Genomic DNA, 17,966 nt, shown 5'->3' with positions numbered 1-17,966 from the left:
TGCTGTGCTGTACTCTCATATGGACTACCTCCAGCTAATTTTTATTGTATATTGTTTAGCCTGTAAGTGTCCAAGGTGATTAGGGGGCTTTATAGAATAGATGTAGTTTTTCCAGTTAATTAGCTTATGTACGCGTAAGTTGCGAAATTAGATGTATGAAATCCAGTTAGTTGAATTGAACATGTCGAGTTTTTGCTGATCCCCTGCCCGCCGGCGGGGGTTTTGTGCGGATGGAAGTTTGTGCGGTTAGATGCGGCGGGATAAAAACGGGTAAGTTCCGGTTAAGATGAGAGTAAAGCAAGCGCGGAATTCAACGGAAAGAAATGAGGCAGTGAAGATGACGAACAAGCAGGGGCAAAACAGGCAGAATCAGGCGCGGCGCGAGTCGAAAGGGAAGCGGACGGAAAGCGGGCGGCAGGGGCAGAACGGAGAGAGTCGGCAGATGCGTCGTTCTGGAGGAATAGGGCAGAAAAGTAACAATGAACGAACAGGGGCGGCGACTAATGGAGGAGGCCGGGGACGAAATGGCGCTGGCTCCGCATCGAGTAGAAGAAATCGCGAGGGAAATTCGAGTCAGGCGCAAATCGAGGGCTTACCTGTCACGAAAAATGACGAGGTAGCCATCGACATCATCGGCATGAACCATGACGGAGAGGGCGTGGGGCGCGCAGAAGGGTATACGCTTTTTGTGCAGGGAGCCTTGCCTGGCGAGAAAGTCCGGGTCAAGGTGCTTAAGACCAAAAAGCAGTACGGCTACGCCAAGCTGCTGGACGTGCTTACGCCGAGCCCGGACCGCGTGGCTACACCCTGCCCGATCTACGACCAGTGCGGCGGCTGCCAGCTGCAGCACTGGAGCTACGCCGGGCAGCTCGCCTGGAAGCGGCAGCACGTGATCGATGCGCTGGAGCGTATAGGCAAGCTGCACGTGGCGGGCGAGCTGCAGGCAGGGAGCGGCGCGGCGGAAGCGGCCGCGCACGGGGCCGTTGATGCCGAGGCTGGCCCCGGCATCAACGTGCTGCCGACGCTGGGCATGGCGGAGCCTTGGCGCTACCGCAACAAGGCTCAGGTGCCCGTCGGCGTTACGGACGGCGCGCTGGTCGGCGGCTTTTACGCCCGCGGCAGCCATCGCATCGTCGATATGGAAACGTGCTTAATTCAGCACGAACATAACGACGATGTGGTGTCCCACGTCAAGGCCATCGCCCGCGATTTGGGCGTCACCGCCTACGACGAAGAGACCGGGCGCGGCTTGCTGCGCCATGTCGTCGTGAAGAAGGCGTTCCGCACCGGCGAGATGATGCTTGTCCTCGTGACCAATGGTCGGGATATCCCGCATGCCGATGCCTGGATCGGACTGATCCGTGAGCAAATCCCGCAGGTGGTCAGCATCTGCCAAAACGTGAACACGAAACAGACTAACGTCATCTTCGGGGACGAGACCCGTGTCCTGTGGGGACGAGATGTTATTTATGACTATATCGGTGAAGTACAGTTTGCAATCTCGGCGCGTTCTTTTTACCAGGTGAATCCGGTGCAAACGGAGGTGCTGTACAACAAGACGGTGGAGTACGCCGGGTTGACCGGTAAAGAGACCGTCATTGACGCTTACTGCGGCATCGGTACGATCTCCCTGTTCCTGGCACAGCACGCCGATCAGGTATATGGTGTCGAAATCGTCAAAGAAGCGATCGAGGACGCGCGCAGCAACGCCGAGTTGAACGGGATGACCAATGTGAAGTTTGAGGTTGGCGCTTCGGAAGATGTCATTCCTCGCTGGAAGCAGGAGGGCATCGAAGCCGACGTCATCGTCGTCGATCCTCCGCGTAAAGGCTGCGACCCGCGCCTGCTGGAGACGATCCTGGAGATGAAGCCGGAGCGGGTGGTGTACGTCTCGTGCAATCCTTCGACATTGGTGAGAGACTTGCGAATCCTTGAGGATGGCGGGTATCGGACGGTCGAAGTACAGTCGGTGGATATGTTCCCGCATACGGTTCATGTGGAGTGTTGCTCACTGTTGGTCAGGAAAGACTAATAGTTGAGGTGTATTGGCGGATAGAATTAAAGGGTGGGGAGAAATCTCCCTACTCTTTTTTTACTTAAATACGGTGCAAGAATAAATTCCGTACATTGCTTTGGAATATATGGTAGGATTATGTCGAATAAATAAATTTGGATACTTGTTAATAGAAGCTCAATTATAGTGAGAGTTTTTAGAAATCAGCTATGTTGAGTTATTATTTTGGGGGAGAGGGATGACTGAATGCATTCAAAAACTACTCAAGAAGCTATTATCGTGCTAAAAGAATCTATAAAAGAATTAGAAAGTTCCAAGGGTAGTGTTCTTGTCGGTATTCAAAAGTTATTGAGAGTATCGAAAATGATTAGCGATGAGAGTTGTACTACTTGGTGCGAAATTCAACTGGGAAATACTAAGTATATACAACCTCTTGAGAACTATATTGATATGTTAGTTGCTACGAATAAGAGCAGTACTAAGACTAATTTAAAGAAGTTAGAAGAAGTTACAGAAGAATTAAAAAAATCGGGAGTAGACCTAGATGAACATTGTTCACTTGAAGAACTAAATGTAAAAGCAAATAAATCAGGCGGAGGATACAAAAATATTGGATTCATAGAAGAGAGATATAACGATCTTGTAAGAACAAAGAAAGGTAATGACGGCACGTACTATAAAAACAATTTAAATAATCACTTGAATTATGTTAGAAAGACAGCACATGAAAAAGCATCCTTATTGTACAATACGCTCGCTTTTTCAGACGCCCCACAATCAGCCTTTGATATTTTGAAAACTGCTATTGATGATAAATTACTTGATATTAACCCTGAACTCGCAGAGAAATTAATGCAGGCGTTTAAATCAGTGTCTACTGGTAATTCAGAGGAGTGGTCACATGCCCTAACTTCTTGTAGAAGGCTCATAGAAGGTTTAGCTGATGAATTATATCCTGCTACAGATGAACTATATAATGGGCGCTCTTTAGGGAAAAATCAATACATAAATAGAATATGGGCTTTTATGGACAAATCCATTTTAAGTGAAAGTAATAGAGATTTAGCTAAGACTCATGTCGATTTTGTAGGTAGTTATCTACAAAGATTGCATAAGTTGACCAACAAGGGTGTCCATGCTGAGCTAACTAGAGTTGAAGCTACTAAGGCTGTTTTCCACATTTATTTAATTTGCGCTAGTATTCTTGAATATCATGATGAACCCCAAAAAGGTATATCGGAGAAAATGAATATTCATACAGCATCACTTGATGAACTTGAGGCTGTTCTAGATATTAATAGAAGTATGGCAAAAGAAATTGTGAAAATGCGTGTAGCTAAGGGACGTTTAAGTTTGGATGATATAAGTACTATTAAAGGTGTGGGTGCAAAAACAATAAGCAAATTTCAAGATGCTGTTAGCTTTGATTGATAATCCAATCTAAACTTTTAAAATAATTTCAATCCTTGGTAAAGTCTATGCAAGAGGATAGTTGCTCACTGTTAGTCAGGAAAGACTAATAGTTGAGATGTATTGGCGTATACAGCAACGGAGCGGGTAAATTCCCGCTTCTTTTTTTACTATAAGTTCGATTAAGGGCGGCTATTCATAGTCGTCCTTTGTTGTACCCTACCCAGTCACTAGCCTAAAGGCATTAACATCTGAGCCGAAGTTATGGCTTGTCAGACCCGCCTGAAATTTTAACGAATATCTTCTGTACGCACAAAGAAAGCCCCAACCATATCGGCGGGGCGAGAAAAGGAGCGTGTGCTTCAATTATTAACATGACAATAACTAATATACCTGTCTTCCTATCAAAATAAAATGCTTTAAAAAGTACCCCTAATCTTCAAAATATCCATCCCGCCACAATGATTTATTTCCCTAGATACCTTCATCACAGCCTCCAATTGTCTTAGCTTGCCTCTGTCTGTGTTATGTGAAGAATGGCTATTCGCACATAGTTCGTCTTTATCATCTGTACACACCTGATGTTAGCCTTTACCACCTTTAACCTATATTGATATCAAATGAACTAAGGCAGGTGAAAGAGTTTGGAAAAGATGTTTTCTATTAAAGAAGCCAAAGAGATATTGGGTCTTTCTTACAACACCGTGTACCGATTGGTTAGTAATGGCACTATCAATGCTGTCAAAATCGGTGGTTCTATTCGTATCTCTTAAGCGGAACTTAGAAAGTTTATTTTTGAAGACACGTCAGGGGGTAAAGTCAATGATTATCAACAGTAAGACAGTTTCACTTTTTGAAGCCGCCGTGCATCGGCTCATTCAGGCGGGCAAGCTGAAAGCACAGATGGAAAAGGGTATTTACAAGGTTAATGCAGGAAGCGTAAGAAACTATATTCTAGGAGCGTGACACGATGATTGATAACAGACACTACACAGTAAGTGAGATTACAGAGATGTTCAATGTTGAAGAAAAGACCGTGCGGAAGTGGATTAACGAGGGAAAGCTATTTGCCGTGCAATTGACAGGTACAACAATTCGTATCCCTGAGTCAGAACTTCAATACTTCTACAGACGTTCGCAAGCGCGGGGGTGGAAAGAATGAAAGTTTGGACTTGTGAGCGTGTAGCTCGTTATCTAGGATCTAGTCCACAGCAAATTAAGCGTTTCTGCGACATAGGCAGTTTGCCTTGCTACAGGTCTTCTAATGACGGTATGTAGTCGGCGTACTCGTACCGCATCCATGAGCATGCCTTGCTCGAATACTTTAGCTGTAAGACGGTTGAAGACTTCAAAAAAGTTCAATACCGCTAATAATTAGCCCGCCATGAAATCGGCAGGAGTACATAACAGGTATACATTCAAAATATTTGTTCATAATGGGCATGAAACTTCATATTGGCTTACCCGTGGTTACAGGAGAACACGTAAAAATACTGGCTCGGCTTTCACCAGCCGATGTAGCCCCGTTAAATGGTTAGTTATGAATTTGAGTTGGTAACTCAACCTCAGATTCTACTCTTTTGTAGCATGTTGAAGCCGTATGTTCCTTAGTATATAAGGATTTTGAGTGATTGAAAGAGTTATTTGGGGGAACCGTGTATCAGGCCTTTGGCGTCGATTGAGAAAGTCAACTCTTCCTCAAAATCCTTGGCTAAAATGGCCGATTATCTACAAAACATTTAAGAGTTCAAACTATCGCAATATGATGAACATCCAAGGCACCTGATCGGGTGCCTTTTGCTTTTACCCTAGAGCCGCTGTAAAATTGTACGCCTTCTATCTCGGTGGTAATATAGTTTTAATTAGCCCTTTGGTGACTTTAATTTGGGATGGAAAAGAGGGAGAAGATGCCTACTATACTAGTTGCTGATGATGATGCCAACATTCGCGAACTTGTTTGTTTATTTCTGCGCAACGACGGATTCCATACAGTCGAAGCCACGGACGGCAAGGAAGCACTGACCGTTTTTGCCGGGGCGCATATTGATCTTGTCGTGCTCGATATTATGATGCCGGTAATGGATGGATGGACGTTATGCAAGGAGCTCCGAAAAGCCAAGCCTGATCTTCCGATACTGATGCTGACTGCGAGAGGTGAAACATGGGAGAAAGTGATGGGATTTGAACTTGGGACGGACGATTATTTGACGAAACCATTCGATCCGTTAGAATTGACGGTTCGCGTCAAAGCACTATTGAAACGATATCGGATTGGCTCCGCACAGACAATCCAATTGCGCAACATCATACTTGATCGGCAGACTTATAAAGTGATGATAGGTACAGAGTCGCTCACATTGCCGCTCAAGGAGTTTGAACTGCTGTATAAGCTCGCCGGAACCCCCGGGCAAGTGTATACGCGCGAGCAGTTGATCGATCAGATTTGGGGGATCGATTACACGGGAGATGATCGAACTGTAGACGTTCATATTAAACGCCTGCGCGAACGGTTCGCGACGACACCTGATTTTCGGATCGAAACGGTGCGTGGGCTTGGCTACCGTCTTGAGGTATATGAATGATCAAATCTCTGTATATACGTGTTGTCCTGACCTTTCTTGTCTCGGTCATCGCAGGTACAGTCATTTCTTACTTTGTGACGACTTGGATCTTCGAAGAAAAATTGAATGATAACGCTCAAATCAATCTGCGTAATTTCGGCCAAGACGTCGTAGAGATTTACAATGTTCTTCCGTTACGCGAAGCGGACTTATTCTTAAGTAGAATGAAGCAACTCGACGCCTATTATATTCGAATCTACGAAGCACCGGGGCAGTTCAAGTCCTATGGGAATCTAAACGGGCACAAGCCTGCCTCTGTGACGACGGAGCAATTAAAGAAAGTATTAAATGGAAGCGTTGTTCAAGACAATCCGAATGGGATTGCTGCGATCCTCCTAGGGCTGCCGTTGCAAACGGAAGTGGGAACGAAGGCGATGTTCTTAGAGATGATTACTCCCCCTTCCGCCTCTTTTGTCATCAAGTGGGCATTGATTTTTGCAGCCTGTTCGTTGGTTGCAGGAAGCATGTTGATTCTGGTTGCCTCTGTATTCTTGGTAAGTCCGATCAAAAAGCTGACCGTAGCGACCAAGCGTATAGCAGCTGGAGAATTCAACATCAAGCTGAATATCAAGCAGACGGGTGAACTGGGTACTTTGGCTCGCAGTTTCGAAGAAATGATGCACGATCTACAGCAGCTTGAGCAGATGCGCAGGGAATTCGTAACGAACGTGTCGCACGAGGTTCAGTCCCCGCTCACCTCCATATCGGGCTATGCTCTTGTGCTTAAGCAAAATGGCCTCTCGGATCAAGAGCGAAGCCGTTATCTAGACATTATCATCGCTGAAGCAGATCGGATGTCCAAGATGAGCGACAGCTTGCTCAAACTGAGTTTACTTGAATCGCAGTCACAGCAGCTTCGGCCCGCCATTTTCGGCCTTGATGAACAAATCCGGCGGGTCATCGTGGCACTCCAGCCGCAATGGTCTGCGCGCAGCATCTCCTTCGAACTCCATTTGAAGGCCGTGCAGTTCATGGCTGATTATGATCTATTGAATCAAGTATGGACAAACTTAATTGGCAATAGTATCAAATTTTCACAGAATGGCGGCGTTATTACCATTAGCATGAAACAAGATACCAAAAATGTGACAGTCCGAATATCCGATTCAGGAATTGGTATTTCCCTTGAGGATCAGAAACGTATCTTCGAACGGTTTTTTAAAGCCGATCGTTCCCATAGTCGCCAGTATAGCGGCAGCGGCATGGGGCTTGCCATCGTTAAACAGATCGTATCGCTTCATCGTGGAGATATCCACGTGGAAAGTGAGCTTGGCCGAGGAACGACCTTTATTATCACCTTGCCAAAAACTATACCCACCGATAGTTAGGTTCCTGGAATGTTTGCTTAGTTCATATTCAGTTCATATTGTCGTCATGGAAAGGACATCTGGATTGGTTAGACTTGCATTAGCGGTCTGCTACGCTATGAAACAGATAACGACAGGAGTGGATGAGTTTGACACAAGCAGCAGGAAAGGAAATACGGAGCATTACAAAAACAAAGAGAGTACTACGCATTTTGCTTAAAATAATCGTCGCAGTAGTTATAGCGATCCTGCTTTTTGTTGCCATCGTGTATACGGTTAATAAAATCAGCAGTCATTCGGAACAAAAAAGAATGGAGCAATACGGTCAGCTAGTATCTGTAGATGGGAAACAAATGAATGTTTCCATTCAAGGTCAAGGAGAAGAAACCGTCGTGATACTACCCGGTTTTGGAACAGCGGCACCCGCCCTTGACTTTAAGCCGCTCATAGCAGAGTTATCCCCGAATTATAAAGTCGTCGTGATTGAGCCTTTTGGTTACGGATTGAGTGATCAGACCGGGAAGGAGCGCAGTACGGCAAATATCGTAAGTGAAATTCATGAAGCGTTGCAGAACCTCGGTATTAATCGTTATATCCTCATGGGTCATTCCATTTCGGGGCTCTATAGTCTGAGTTATGTGAACCAATATCCAAACGAAGTGAGGGCGTTTATCGGGCTGGATAGCAGTGTTCCATCGCTGAGTGAACAGAAGATTGATTCGTCAGTAACAGAACCGATTAAATGGTTCCGCAACCTGGGCTTCGCCCGATTACAATTGAAACTGAGTGCAGACCCTTATACCGGGCTGCCCTATGATGAACAAACTAAAGAACAATTGGACATTCTGATACGTAAAAATATGTATAATACAACTCAATTAAATGAGGCAGAGAGTATGTATTCCAACTTTAAAGCTGCTAAACGGCTAACCTTTCCACCCCATTTGCCGGTCCTTTTCTTTGTCCAAGCGAATCACCCTGTGACGGACCATTGGATCCCTGAACATGAGAAGCAAATAGAGGAGTCTTTACATGGAGAAATGGTCTTATTGGACGCGGGGCATTATCTATATCGTTCCAATTCGAAGGAAATCGCCGAAAAATTCAGGGGGTTTATGCAGGGAATCCAATGATTTCTTCCATTATGGAGGGTAATATGGATGTTAGAATTTAACGAATAACAGCCTATATGTACAGAAGACACCAGGAAACTCCTGTGTGTCTTTTGTTTTGTGCTTATGCAGAATCAGAAGTACAAATCGATTGCTACTGAAGTTGAAGGGAACAGTAAAGAGGGGCATCCCGTTGAATTTATTGGGTAAGTGTACTTCACCTGGGGTTATGATATACTCGTTTAGATGTCTACCAATAATAGACAGGTTGATTTTACCACTTCGGGATAAGGATTATTCATTCCCAGCATTTATAGAGAGGTTTATAATATGACAAATAATTTTTGGCGTGATTTACCACGGCCATTTTTTATACTGGCTCCTATGGAAGATGTGACGGATGTTGTGTTCCGCCATGTCGTAAGTGAAGCGGCCAGACCGGATGTGTTTTTTACGGAGTTTGCTAATACGGAGAGTTATTGCCACCCGGAGGGCAACCATAGTGTGCGCGGGCGGTTGACTTTTACAGAAGATGAACAGCCCATGGTAGCGCATATCTGGGGAGATAAGCCGGAATACTTCCGTCAAATGAGCATCGGTATGGCGAAAGAAGGCTTCAAAGGCATCGATATTAATATGGGGTGTCCTGTTGCGAATGTAGCGGAGAACGGGAAGGGGAGCGGCCTGATCTGTCGTCCTGACATCGCAGCGGAGATCATCCAGGCTGCCAAAGCCGGGGGACTGCCTGTTAGTGTAAAAACAAGGCTCGGTTTTAGTGACGTAGAAGAATGGCGCGGCTGGTTAACCCATATTTTGAAGCAAGACATCGTTAATCTGTCCATCCATCTGCGCACAAGAGAGGAAATGAGCAAAGTGGATGCTCACTGGGAACTGATTCCGGAGATTAAGAAGCTTCGGGATGAAGTGGCGACAGATACCCTTTTGACCATCAACGGAGATATCCCTGACCGCCAGACCGGCCTCAAGCTCGCTGAGCAATACGGTGTGGATGGGATTATGATCGGGCGCGGTATTTTTCATAATCCGTTTGCCTTTGAGAAGGAGCCGAAGGAGCACAGTAGCGAGGAGTTGCTTGATTTGCTGCGGTTGCATCTGGATCTCCATGACCACTATTCAGCACTGGGGCCGCCGCGTTCGTTCAGCCCTCTGCAACGCTTCTTCAAAATTTATGTCGGCGGATTTCGGGGGGCGAGCGAATTAAGAAATAACTTAATGAACACTAAATCAACAAATGAAGTGCGTGCGTTGCTTAATGAGTTTGCAAGCAAGGCGCAGGATGAGGCGGAGGAACACGGGGAATAAGCAACCGAGGTGGATACCATGTCCTGGAGTAAATTGAAGCAACAACTGGAGAGCTTTCTCAGTCCTGCGTTAAATGGAAGGGTAGAATACCGCGCACCAGGGTACCGTTATTTGCCTGATAAATCGGGGATTTGTTATATTTTGGTGGATAAAAAGAACGTACTCCATATGAGCGATAAAACGAACTCCATCCGATGGTATCAAACAGAACTGGAAATTAAGAATGATCCGGATATCCAAGTTCCTATCAGCAGTGACGAAATTGAAGCGGTCAGAAAAGGCACCAAGGGGACAGTGCCGGAGGATCGTTTAATAGTAATGGCCAGAAGCAGAAAAAGTACGGAACATGCAAAAGAGCTTTTATCAGCACAAGTTTCATTAAGTAAATCCAATTTTACCGTGGTAGCTAATAAGTTTTTAACAACTCCTATAGAGGAAAGCCTGGAAAGCAACGATATTCTACTGAATGTTCTGGCCTTGGTGGACAAAAGAGTGGGTAAAAAGCGGATCATAAACATGTCCGAGAAGATAAAGTTAAAGCATCCGATTGTTCAGTATTTTTATGAATTGCGGCGTAATACATTGTGAAGTATGACTAAAAGTAAAGTCACAATTAGAATTCATTTAAGAGTGGTCAATTGAGAAAGCATAAACCGATGTCGTTTGACGAATTGTTGAAAGATCTGCAAGGACAAAACAAGGCCGAGGAAGATCACAATTTTGTTGAGCTAGACCTGTTGTTTACGGACTCGTTCATGGCGAAGCATTCCAGCTCTATGAATTTTGCGGATTTTTTAGAGAAGGGGAACTTTCAAGTCAAGACATATGAAGATATCCGCAACATACCTGATGAACTTTTCGATCGGTATATCGATAGAGAGACGGATTATGCGAATTGGGAATCCATGCTGGAAGCAGCGAGCAGAGAGTATGCCGGGCACGAGAAGAAATAGAATGTAAAGCTGCAAAGCTAGCAGTAAATTAAATCCTGTCCGCGGTATGCGAACAGGACTTTTTGGAGATGAGATCTTTAAGTTACTTGATATGTTCAAGAATCTGATTATAGGCGTTCTGGACATGCTGGGGGTTAGGATCTTCTCCAAGACGTTTGGGTACATCGAAGTTCGATAAATCAAAATGATGCTTAGGTTGGACGTTATGCCTAGCTAAACAGCTCTTGCAGCAGGCCAACGGGCAACCGTCAATGGCAATGATGTCACGTCCCGACTTTGCTGTTCTGACAAGCGGTTTTACGTCACCGCCGACACCAGCGATGCAGGACATTTCGGCGATCTTTTCCCGATCCATTTTAATCGCAATCCGGTTAGCGGTCTGTGCAGCCGAGGAACATCCGGAACATGAATAAACAAGAGGCAGATCATTTTCTTTCATTGGCCATCCCTCTCCAATTCAACAAAGTAATTGTCAGTATAATCCGAGATTACGGATTGAATTGTGAGGCGGGTCACTATTGGTTAGGAGAACCTCGGTTGCCACACAAGTAGGGTGCTCAGGATAGTAAAGCCTTTCTCGCAGCTTCGCCTCTACGGAACTTGAAGTTCTGGATCTGCTTCTACCGTTACTTTTGTTTTAATGTAAAATAGGACTCCCCTAAAATTTCATTCACTTGATAATGATCTGGCGAAAGCTCTTTCTCAATAAGATTGTGGACTTCTGATTGTTTAACATCATACATGACTTCAATTTCTTTGGAAAACAGAAGTTTTTCTTTTTCAAGCAAGCTGGAAAGGGAGGAGAGAGGTTTGGGTTGCAGTTCTTCGAGATTAAGAACTTGCTTTAATCCGCTAATATAGTAGTCCAACGGACGACCGCCAACTATTTTCACGCCTTTATTCTCTTCATTGGTCATGATAATGGTCGGAAAGCCTCTGACCCCTAAGCTCCTGGCTAGAGCAAAATCTTCATCCAATAGTTGTTGACTGATTGGTTGCTCGGCTTCATTGATAATAGCCTCTCCATCAAGACCAAGTTTGTTTACGATTTCAATCATTACTGATTTAACTGAAATATTTTGATTGAATGCGAAAAGCGCTTCTCTTGAGCGGCGCAAATATTCAGACGCAATTGCATCGGAATGATATTTTTGGATCACCTTGAATACACGTGAGGGCGGGTAGGAGGACTGAACCGGATTATCAATCATCAAAGTCCCGTCAATTGGCATTCTGTAATGTTCTCCAACTTCTCTCCAGTGAACAGCGACGTCGGCTGGTTTATAAATTCCGTTGGCAGGATCGATAGGGCCATCGTGCCATTTTTCGAGCAACCCACCCATAACGGTATGAGACTTGAAATAATGCCCATATTGATGTTCAAAGCGACGAAGAACCGGTTCCAGAGCCCAGCAATGAGAGCAAATCGGATCGGTAACATAATAAAGATGAATGGCTTTGGGAGGTTGATTAAAATCGATAATCTCCATGGCTTCCTCACTAACTTCTCCGCATACTCCTGTTTTGATATCGCAAATCATATTATCGTTCATTTCATTTCCCTCACTTCTTGTTAATTCCATTCAAAGGTGCTTGCATACTATTTGCTAGTAATTGAAGCTTATATCATAATTAAAATAATCAACACCAATAGTTCTGTGGATTTGTCGTATACGCAACACATTATGAAATTTGTTTAAAAAGTAGGTGTATTGACTTAATGACGCAATCAAAGACGGACCCTCGAGTGCTACGTACTCGCAAATTAATTATGGATTCTTTCATTGAGCTTTCAGGGAAAAAGGAATTCAAGGATATTACCATTAAGGATATAACTATAGAAGCCAAGATTAATCGTGCAACTTTTTATTATCATTTTGAAGATATCTACGACTTATTAGAAAAAGCATTATCGGAAGTTTTGCTTGTCCAATTGAATTATGACTTCTACCAACATGAAGAGCTAACTGAGGAAGTCCTTGTTAGTATTTTTAAAGCTATTACCAATTTTCAAAAGTCGTTATCCAATCGTTGCCATAGAGCTTACGAAGATTCTATTGCCCGTATTATACGGGAACAGCTTGAAATCATTTTTTACAAAATGTTGCGCAAACAAAATAAAACCGAAGAGGATGAAGCGCTAAAAGTTACAGCTGTCCTATTAAGCTGGGGAATTTACGGAGCTTCTGTAGAATGGAGAAGAGATAGTAAGGAGAAGTCTCCCGAAGAATTTATTGGATTAGTCATTCCTTATATTCAGAAGGGGATCGGAAAATAGCTCCAAAACAATAATTATGGAATTAATTTAAAATGTGGAAATAAAATGGAATGGTAGTACAGTTAAAACCTGTGGCATGCCTCATGGCGGGCTGCAGATAAACCAAAACAAGGAGGTTTGAAAATGACTAGTAACAGGCATTCATTTAAACTCTTATCACTTTTGGTCGTTTTAGCAGTATTTCTATCCGCATTTTGCACAGCCTTGCCGTCAGTGAGCGCAGCCGCTAGAGGAGCATGGGCTCCAAATACGGCATATGCAGTAAATGACACGGTAACCTATAGTGGAAGTACTTATACCTGTCTCCAGGCACATACTTCGCTCGTAGGTTGGGAACCCTCCAATGCTCCTGCTTTATGGCAGAAAGGCGGTAGTGGCGGAACTACGCCACCAGCAACAAACGGAGTGACGTTCTATGCTGATATAAACTATAGTGGAAAGGCAGTAACACTTGGAATAGGCAATTATACACTGTCTCAGTTGAACGCAAAAGGAATTCCGAATGACTGGATGTCCTCTCTCAAGGTTCCTAGCGGATGGACGGTTGAAGTCTATGAGAATGATAATTTTGGAGGAACAAAGTGGACCTTTACTTCAAGTTCTTCCTGGGTTGGCAACACGATCAACGACAAAATGTCATCGGTTAAGATTTATACGGGTTCACCATCGACTGTAACAAAGCCTTCCGAAGTTCCAAGCCATATATGGACATATGTAATGAATGTGGACAAAAAATTTGGTAAAGGCGGAGATTTTGCTTTATTGCTAAGTGCTGTTATCAAAAAAGAAAGTAGTTTTGGAGCAGGCTTACCAGGAAGTCCATCAGCCGGCGACGGATTGATGCAGGTGGAACCTAACACACGCAATGCTTATTTATCTCAATTCAGCTCAAAATTTGGCCGTGCGTATAATCACAACAGTGAACAAGATCAGGTATGCATGGGCGCACTGATTTTAGATGAGAAGATTATAAAGTTCGGAAATATATACAAAGGATTATTACACTATAACGGAGGAGATAACTGGTATCCGGGAGCTACAGATTCTTATGGCCGTCCTATTCTGGCAGATCAATATGCAAATGCAGTTTATGCTACTTATAAGGGCTATGGCGGTAAGAATTAAGGTGTTACATGGATATGCACATTGAAAATAACGAGAAGGTGGAAGGATCTTCTTGTTGAGTGGAAGCAGCTTATTTGATTTGAAAGGGCATGGATTACCAAGCAGATCATTGCTTGCATAACCCATGCCCTGTTTTTATCAGGTTTTTCGAAGCGATTATAGCGGCTAGATCGCTTTACGCTCATGATGAGCAAAAGCTACTCTCGCATTCTAAAGACTACGGTATCTCTCAGGGGGTTATGTATCAAGCATATGTGTATCATAAAAAATATAATGACCAAACCGTGATTCTGGTCTATCCTTGGGCAACGCTACGCCCGCTTTCGCAGCGCCTATTATATACAGAAGCAATGTCGGAGTTAGGTGAAGTGGGGGATATTCACCAATCTTAAACCCGATCAATTACTGGGAATTATTGAAGCTGTCGATTTTAATCGAAAGGTAAATACAGTGACGATGGGCTGCTTTTTGTCGGAATTGTAAGGGGGAAAAGGGATCGCTACCGCTGCGGAAAGAATATTTATTTGTTTCTGGATGTCAACATCAACAGAATTTAAGCGGAAGTGATGCCTCCAAATGAGATTTTAAAAAAGGTATTGATGGGCAGGAACAAGACAAAGCCCAAGCTGATAAGATGCTTGGGCTTTTCTTGATAACCGTTCTTTAATTAATTCTTGTCTCCGCCCTCGGCATGGAGCTTGGCAATCAGCTTGTCTCCTTCGACATCGAGGTTCGGAAGTAATCGGTCCAGCCATTTCGGAAGCCACCAGGCTTTGTCGCCAAAGACCGCCATTACGGCCGGAACGAGCGTCATACGAATGATGAAGGCATCGATCAGGATGCCGAAGGCCAGTGCGAAACCGATCTGTTTGATCATCGCGTCAGGTGCGAAAATAAAGCCGGCGAAGACGGAAACCATGATTACGCCTGCGGCAAGCACGACGCGGCTGGCAAGTTCGTAGCCGTGAACAACACTTTCGTTGCCATGGCGTCCGTGGACATAAGACTCGCGCATGGAACTGACCAGAAAAACCTGATAATCCATGGCCAGTCCGTACAGAATTCCGGTGACCAGAATCGGCATAAAGCTGAGCAACGGCCCTCCGGTGTCAAAACCAAACAGGGAGTGCAACCATCCCCACTGGTAGACGGCCGTGGTGAGACCGAAAGTGGCAAGGACGCTAAGAATAAAGCCGACCGTCGCTTTGATCGGAACGATGACCGACCGGAACACGAGCAGCAGGATGATCAGCGACAGAATCACGATGATGCCGATATATACAGGAAATGCGTCAGACAGCTTGGAGGACATATCGATATTGATGGCCGTAAAGCCGGTCACGCCAAGCGTAATATTATTACTGGAAGTCAGGCTGGAAGCGGGATCGCGCAGATCCTGAACCAGATCTCTCGTCTCTGTATCCGTTGGGCCTGTTTTCGGAATCAGGCTGATAATGGCGATATCCCCGGTCTCGTTGACCCCCATTGGGGATACAAGAGTGACGTTATCATGCATTTGCAGTTCCTGAATCAGTTTACCCAGCGTTTCCATCGAAATTTTGTCGGCCCCTTCTTTCGGCTGGGCAACCAGCAGCAGCGGTCCGTTGAAGCCTTCGCCGAAGCCTTTGGAGATGACATCATAGCTTTGGCGTGCCGGGGTATCCAGGTTGGCCGAAGCGCCGGATGGAATGCCCAGCTCCATTTTCGTTACCGGGATTGCCGCCGTTCCAAGAACCAGAATTACCAGTATGATGATGACCCAGCGGTATTTCACCGTGGCGTTCGCCCAGCGGCGCGAGAAACCGTGGCGCGCCTTGTTTGCGGAAGTTGCATTTTTTGTGCGGGCCTTGGTTGTGCAGATTCGTTCGCCGACCAGACCGAGTAGTGCAGGCAACAGGGTTAGCGCCAGCAGGACGGTGATCAGAACGCTGACAGCGGCAACCAGAGCCATGGTCGACAAGAATCCAATACCGATGACCAACATGCCGCACAGGGCGATAATGACGGTCAGCCCGGCAAAAAATACGGCGCTGCCCGCGGTTCCGACCGCCCGGCTAGCCGCTTCGCGCGCACTTAATTTCTCATCGAGAATCAACCGGCGTTGCCGATTCACGATAAACAGCGAGTAGTCGATTCCGACCGCCAGACCGATCATGACGGCGAGAATCGGCGTAATGTCATTCATCTGGATGACATTAGAGAGGGCAAAGGCGCCTCCGACGCTGATTGCGACGCCGAGGAGCGCAGTGATTAGCGGCAGCCCTGCGGCAACTATCGATCCAAGCGTAATAAACAGCACGAATGCTGCGACGAGAACACCGATTGCTTCCGTTGATCCGATGGATGGCGTACTCTTCAACGAATCGCTTGGAATGGCCGTGATGCCGGAGCCGGCCTGCTCGACTTCGGTCACGGCTTTGATGACGTTATCCGGAACGGAAGAAGGGAGCGACGTCTGCTGAACCGTGAACTGGAACTGGAACAGGGCGATACTGCCGTTGGCGGAAAGCATGACGCCGGGAACAGGAACGCCATCAACCATGAGCGGACCGTAAGGAGCAGCTTGGCCCACAGCGGCTGTTTGATTTGCAGCGGCCGAAGGGTCTACAGCTGTCTGTCCTGTAGCGGCAGTTGCATCCGCAGCAGCCGCTTGGCCCGCAGCTGCGGCTTTGGCGGCCAGTTCAGCAGGGTTGATGATATAGTCCATGCTGTAGACATCGTTGATAGCCTTCACGAGCAATGCTGCCCGTTCCGGCGTGTCCAGACGTTCTCCGTCCGGCGCGGTAAAAGCGACGCTTGCTTGGCCGCCTGCAGCGGCGGGAAGCTCCTCAGCCAACATGTCCAGCACTTTTTGCGATTCCGTGCCTTCGATTTTCATTTCGGAGCTGGATTGGATACCATTGACGCCGAGCAGTGTACCTACAACCCCGAGAATGAGTATCCAGGGTAAGAGGAAATACCAGGGTTTGGAATAAGCCGATTTCCCTAATCGGTACAGAAATGTTGACATAGAATGGTTTTCTCCTTTCTATCTCTAAAATTAAAAGCCATTGCGTAAATAAGTAAACATGGAGTTCAAATACTGATCGAAAGATAGCGCACCGGGGCGATCATCCTTGTCTTCGCCCGGTAGCATGACGTTCAACCGCCCGTCCAGAATAGGTACGAACGCTCCGTAGACGGCGCCGGCAAGAAGATGGGTATATCCTTCGTCATAACGCCCCTGGGAGAATTGTTCGAGCACTTCTTGAGCCGCGATCTGCAAGCGTTGAAATACACTGAGAAAATAAGGCTCAAGTGACGGATATTGATTCGCGAGCGATACAAACTGCCGCAATTTATGCAGAAACTCAGAGGTGAACTGCATTTTGAGCAATCCGTATAATGCATCGAGCGGTGTGGCGTCCGATGGCAAACCTGCAAACTGCATCTTCGCATCTTCATTTGAGTTGCTGCCAATAAAGTACGCCGCTACCGCTTCCTCTTTGCACGAAAAGTAATTGGCAAAGGTCCGTCGGGAGCAGCCGACCTGCTGCACAACGTCTTCGACGATGAAACCGTCCATGCCTTGTTCAAGCGCAAGCCTAAAAGAGGCCTCGGATAAGGCGTAGGCGGTGGCTTCTTTCTTTTTGTTGCGCAATTTCGTTGGCTTAGAATCCAAAATCCATGCGCCCTCCTTTCTTGAAATCAGATAAAAGCTCTGAATTTATTCACTATAATATATTTTTTCTCAATGGGCAATATTGCACAATGGGAAATTATTTGCTAAAGGGTGAGTCCGAAGTACACAATTATTTCATCAAAAGATATAATAATAGGAGGT

General features: G+C 45.6%; 17 protein-coding genes. 13 read left to right on the top strand and 4 right to left on the bottom strand.

Annotation, left to right across the window (positions count from 1 at the left end):
- Nucleotides 1-442 precede the first annotated feature (442 nt).
- The 11 genes from rlmD (at nt 443) to DFP94_RS12500 (ending at nt 10,740) form a co-directional block, all read left to right on the top strand.
- On the top strand, nt 443-2,032 hold the full coding sequence (gene rlmD, locus DFP94_RS12545) for a 23S rRNA (uracil(1939)-C(5))-methyltransferase RlmD (RefSeq protein WP_425459258.1): 1,590 nt from the start codon (nt 443-445) through the stop codon (nt 2,030-2,032).
- Nucleotides 2,033-2,260: 228 nt separating this feature from the next.
- On the top strand, nt 2,261-3,445 hold the full coding sequence (locus DFP94_RS12540; RefSeq protein WP_114496799.1) for a ComEA family DNA-binding protein: 1,185 nt from the start codon (nt 2,261-2,263) through the stop codon (nt 3,443-3,445).
- A gap of 632 nt (nt 3,446-4,077) precedes the next feature.
- Entirely contained in the window at nt 4,078-4,197 is a 120-nt protein-coding gene (locus DFP94_RS26525) for a helix-turn-helix domain-containing protein (protein ID WP_425459257.1), read from the top strand.
- 49 nt (nt 4,198-4,246) lie between these two features.
- Nucleotides 4,247-4,390: a hypothetical protein gene (locus DFP94_RS25525; protein ID WP_181873129.1), complete on the top strand. Its 144-nt coding sequence runs from the start codon at nt 4,247-4,249 to the stop codon at nt 4,388-4,390.
- Nucleotides 4,391-4,394: 4 nt separating this feature from the next.
- The gene (locus tag DFP94_RS12530; RefSeq protein WP_114496797.1) at nt 4,395-4,586 is read left to right on the top strand and encodes a helix-turn-helix domain-containing protein; all 192 of its coding nucleotides are present in this window, start codon (nt 4,395-4,397) and stop codon (nt 4,584-4,586) included.
- A gap of 745 nt (nt 4,587-5,331) precedes the next feature.
- Nucleotides 5,332-6,006 (top strand): response regulator transcription factor, encoded by a 675-nt coding sequence (locus tag DFP94_RS12525; protein ID WP_114496796.1) that lies wholly within the window; start codon nt 5,332-5,334, stop codon nt 6,004-6,006.
- Nucleotides 6,003-7,373, top strand: coding sequence for a sensor histidine kinase (locus DFP94_RS12520; protein ID WP_114496795.1), 1,371 nt, complete (start codon nt 6,003-6,005; stop codon nt 7,371-7,373). Before DFP94_RS12525 ends, DFP94_RS12520 begins: the two co-directional genes overlap by 4 nt.
- Nucleotides 7,374-7,495: 122 nt before the next feature.
- Nucleotides 7,496-8,485: an alpha/beta hydrolase gene (locus DFP94_RS12515; RefSeq protein ID WP_114496794.1), complete on the top strand. Its 990-nt coding sequence runs from the start codon at nt 7,496-7,498 to the stop codon at nt 8,483-8,485.
- 309 nt (nt 8,486-8,794) lie between these two features.
- A complete protein-coding gene (locus DFP94_RS12510) occupies nt 8,795-9,787 on the top strand; it encodes a tRNA dihydrouridine synthase (RefSeq protein ID WP_114496793.1) in 993 nt (330 codons plus the stop codon).
- Between the two features lie 18 nt (nt 9,788-9,805).
- Nucleotides 9,806-10,375, top strand: a complete 570-nt coding sequence (locus tag DFP94_RS12505) for an SF0329 family protein (RefSeq protein ID WP_114496792.1) — start codon at nt 9,806-9,808, stop codon at nt 10,373-10,375.
- 68 nt (nt 10,376-10,443) lie between these two features.
- Nucleotides 10,444-10,740, top strand: a complete 297-nt coding sequence (locus DFP94_RS12500; RefSeq protein ID WP_114496791.1) for a hypothetical protein — start codon at nt 10,444-10,446, stop codon at nt 10,738-10,740.
- Nucleotides 10,741-10,822: 82 nt separating this feature from the next.
- Here DFP94_RS12500 and DFP94_RS12495 read toward each other — a convergent pair whose 3' ends face one another.
- Both DFP94_RS12495 and DFP94_RS12490 read right to left on the bottom strand, forming a co-directional pair.
- Nucleotides 10,823-11,179: a putative zinc-binding protein gene (locus DFP94_RS12495; protein WP_114496790.1), complete on the bottom strand. Its 357-nt coding sequence runs from the start codon at nt 11,177-11,179 to the stop codon at nt 10,823-10,825.
- A gap of 187 nt (nt 11,180-11,366) precedes the next feature.
- On the bottom strand, nt 11,367-12,293 hold the full coding sequence (locus tag DFP94_RS12490) for a DsbA family protein (protein WP_114496789.1): 927 nt from the start codon (nt 12,291-12,293) through the stop codon (nt 11,367-11,369).
- A 167-nt stretch (nt 12,294-12,460) separates the two neighbouring features.
- Here DFP94_RS12490 and DFP94_RS12485 point away from each other — a divergent pair, with 167 nt between their 5' ends.
- Nucleotides 12,461-13,018 (top strand): TetR/AcrR family transcriptional regulator, encoded by a 558-nt coding sequence (locus tag DFP94_RS12485; protein WP_114496788.1) that lies wholly within the window; start codon nt 12,461-12,463, stop codon nt 13,016-13,018.
- A 123-nt stretch (nt 13,019-13,141) separates the two neighbouring features.
- Nucleotides 13,142-14,143 carry a carbohydrate-binding protein gene (locus DFP94_RS12480; protein WP_114496787.1) on the top strand — a complete coding sequence of 334 codons (1,002 nt, stop codon included), beginning with the start codon at nt 13,142-13,144 and terminating at the stop codon, nt 14,141-14,143.
- A 667-nt stretch (nt 14,144-14,810) separates the two neighbouring features.
- Here DFP94_RS12480 and DFP94_RS12470 read toward each other — a convergent pair.
- Nucleotides 14,811-17,153, bottom strand: a complete 2,343-nt coding sequence (locus DFP94_RS12470; protein WP_114496785.1) for an MMPL family transporter — start codon at nt 17,151-17,153, stop codon at nt 14,811-14,813.
- A gap of 30 nt (nt 17,154-17,183) precedes the next feature.
- Complete coding sequence (locus DFP94_RS12465) at nt 17,184-17,804, bottom strand: TetR/AcrR family transcriptional regulator (RefSeq protein WP_245954760.1); 621 nt, start codon at nt 17,802-17,804, stop codon at nt 17,184-17,186.
- Between the last annotated feature and the right edge of the window lie 162 nt (nt 17,805-17,966).

It is taken from the genome of Fontibacillus phaseoli (assembly GCF_003337355.1).
GTDB classification, from domain to species: Bacteria; Bacillota; Bacilli; order Paenibacillales; family Paenibacillaceae; genus Fontibacillus; species Fontibacillus phaseoli.
The sequence above is the reverse complement of the archived record's forward strand: the minus strand, read 5'-3'. Positions and strand labels throughout refer to the sequence as shown.

Bases quoted from the DNA above. Each gene is read 5' to 3' on its own strand.
- DFP94_RS12480 (WP_114496787.1), top strand. From the start codon at position 13,142: ATGACTAGTAACAGGCATTCATTTAAACTCTTATCACTTTTGGTCGTT.
- DFP94_RS12490 (WP_114496789.1), bottom strand. From the start codon at position 12,293: ATGAACGATAATATGATTTGCGATATCAAAACAGGAGTATGCGGAGAA.
- DFP94_RS25525 (WP_181873129.1), top strand. From the start codon at position 4,247: ATGATTATCAACAGTAAGACAGTTTCACTTTTTGAAGCCGCCGTGCAT.
- DFP94_RS12485 (WP_114496788.1), top strand. From the start codon at position 12,461: ATGACGCAATCAAAGACGGACCCTCGAGTGCTACGTACTCGCAAATTA.
- DFP94_RS12520 (WP_114496795.1), top strand. From the start codon at position 6,003: ATGATCAAATCTCTGTATATACGTGTTGTCCTGACCTTTCTTGTCTCG.
- DFP94_RS12495 (WP_114496790.1), bottom strand. From the start codon at position 11,179: ATGAAAGAAAATGATCTGCCTCTTGTTTATTCATGTTCCGGATGTTCC.
- DFP94_RS26525 (WP_425459257.1), top strand. From the start codon at position 4,078: ATGTTTTCTATTAAAGAAGCCAAAGAGATATTGGGTCTTTCTTACAAC.
- DFP94_RS12530 (WP_114496797.1), top strand. From the start codon at position 4,395: ATGATTGATAACAGACACTACACAGTAAGTGAGATTACAGAGATGTTC.
- DFP94_RS12515 (WP_114496794.1), top strand. From the start codon at position 7,496: ATGAGTTTGACACAAGCAGCAGGAAAGGAAATACGGAGCATTACAAAA.
- rlmD (WP_425459258.1), top strand. From the start codon at position 443: ATGCGTCGTTCTGGAGGAATAGGGCAGAAAAGTAACAATGAACGAACA.
- DFP94_RS12540 (WP_114496799.1), top strand. From the start codon at position 2,261: ATGCATTCAAAAACTACTCAAGAAGCTATTATCGTGCTAAAAGAATCT.
- DFP94_RS12470 (WP_114496785.1), bottom strand. From the start codon at position 17,153: ATGTCAACATTTCTGTACCGATTAGGGAAATCGGCTTATTCCAAACCC.
- DFP94_RS12525 (WP_114496796.1), top strand. From the start codon at position 5,332: ATGCCTACTATACTAGTTGCTGATGATGATGCCAACATTCGCGAACTT.
- DFP94_RS12510 (WP_114496793.1), top strand. From the start codon at position 8,795: ATGACAAATAATTTTTGGCGTGATTTACCACGGCCATTTTTTATACTG.
- DFP94_RS12505 (WP_114496792.1), top strand. From the start codon at position 9,806: ATGTCCTGGAGTAAATTGAAGCAACAACTGGAGAGCTTTCTCAGTCCT.
- DFP94_RS12500 (WP_114496791.1), top strand. From the start codon at position 10,444: ATGTCGTTTGACGAATTGTTGAAAGATCTGCAAGGACAAAACAAGGCC.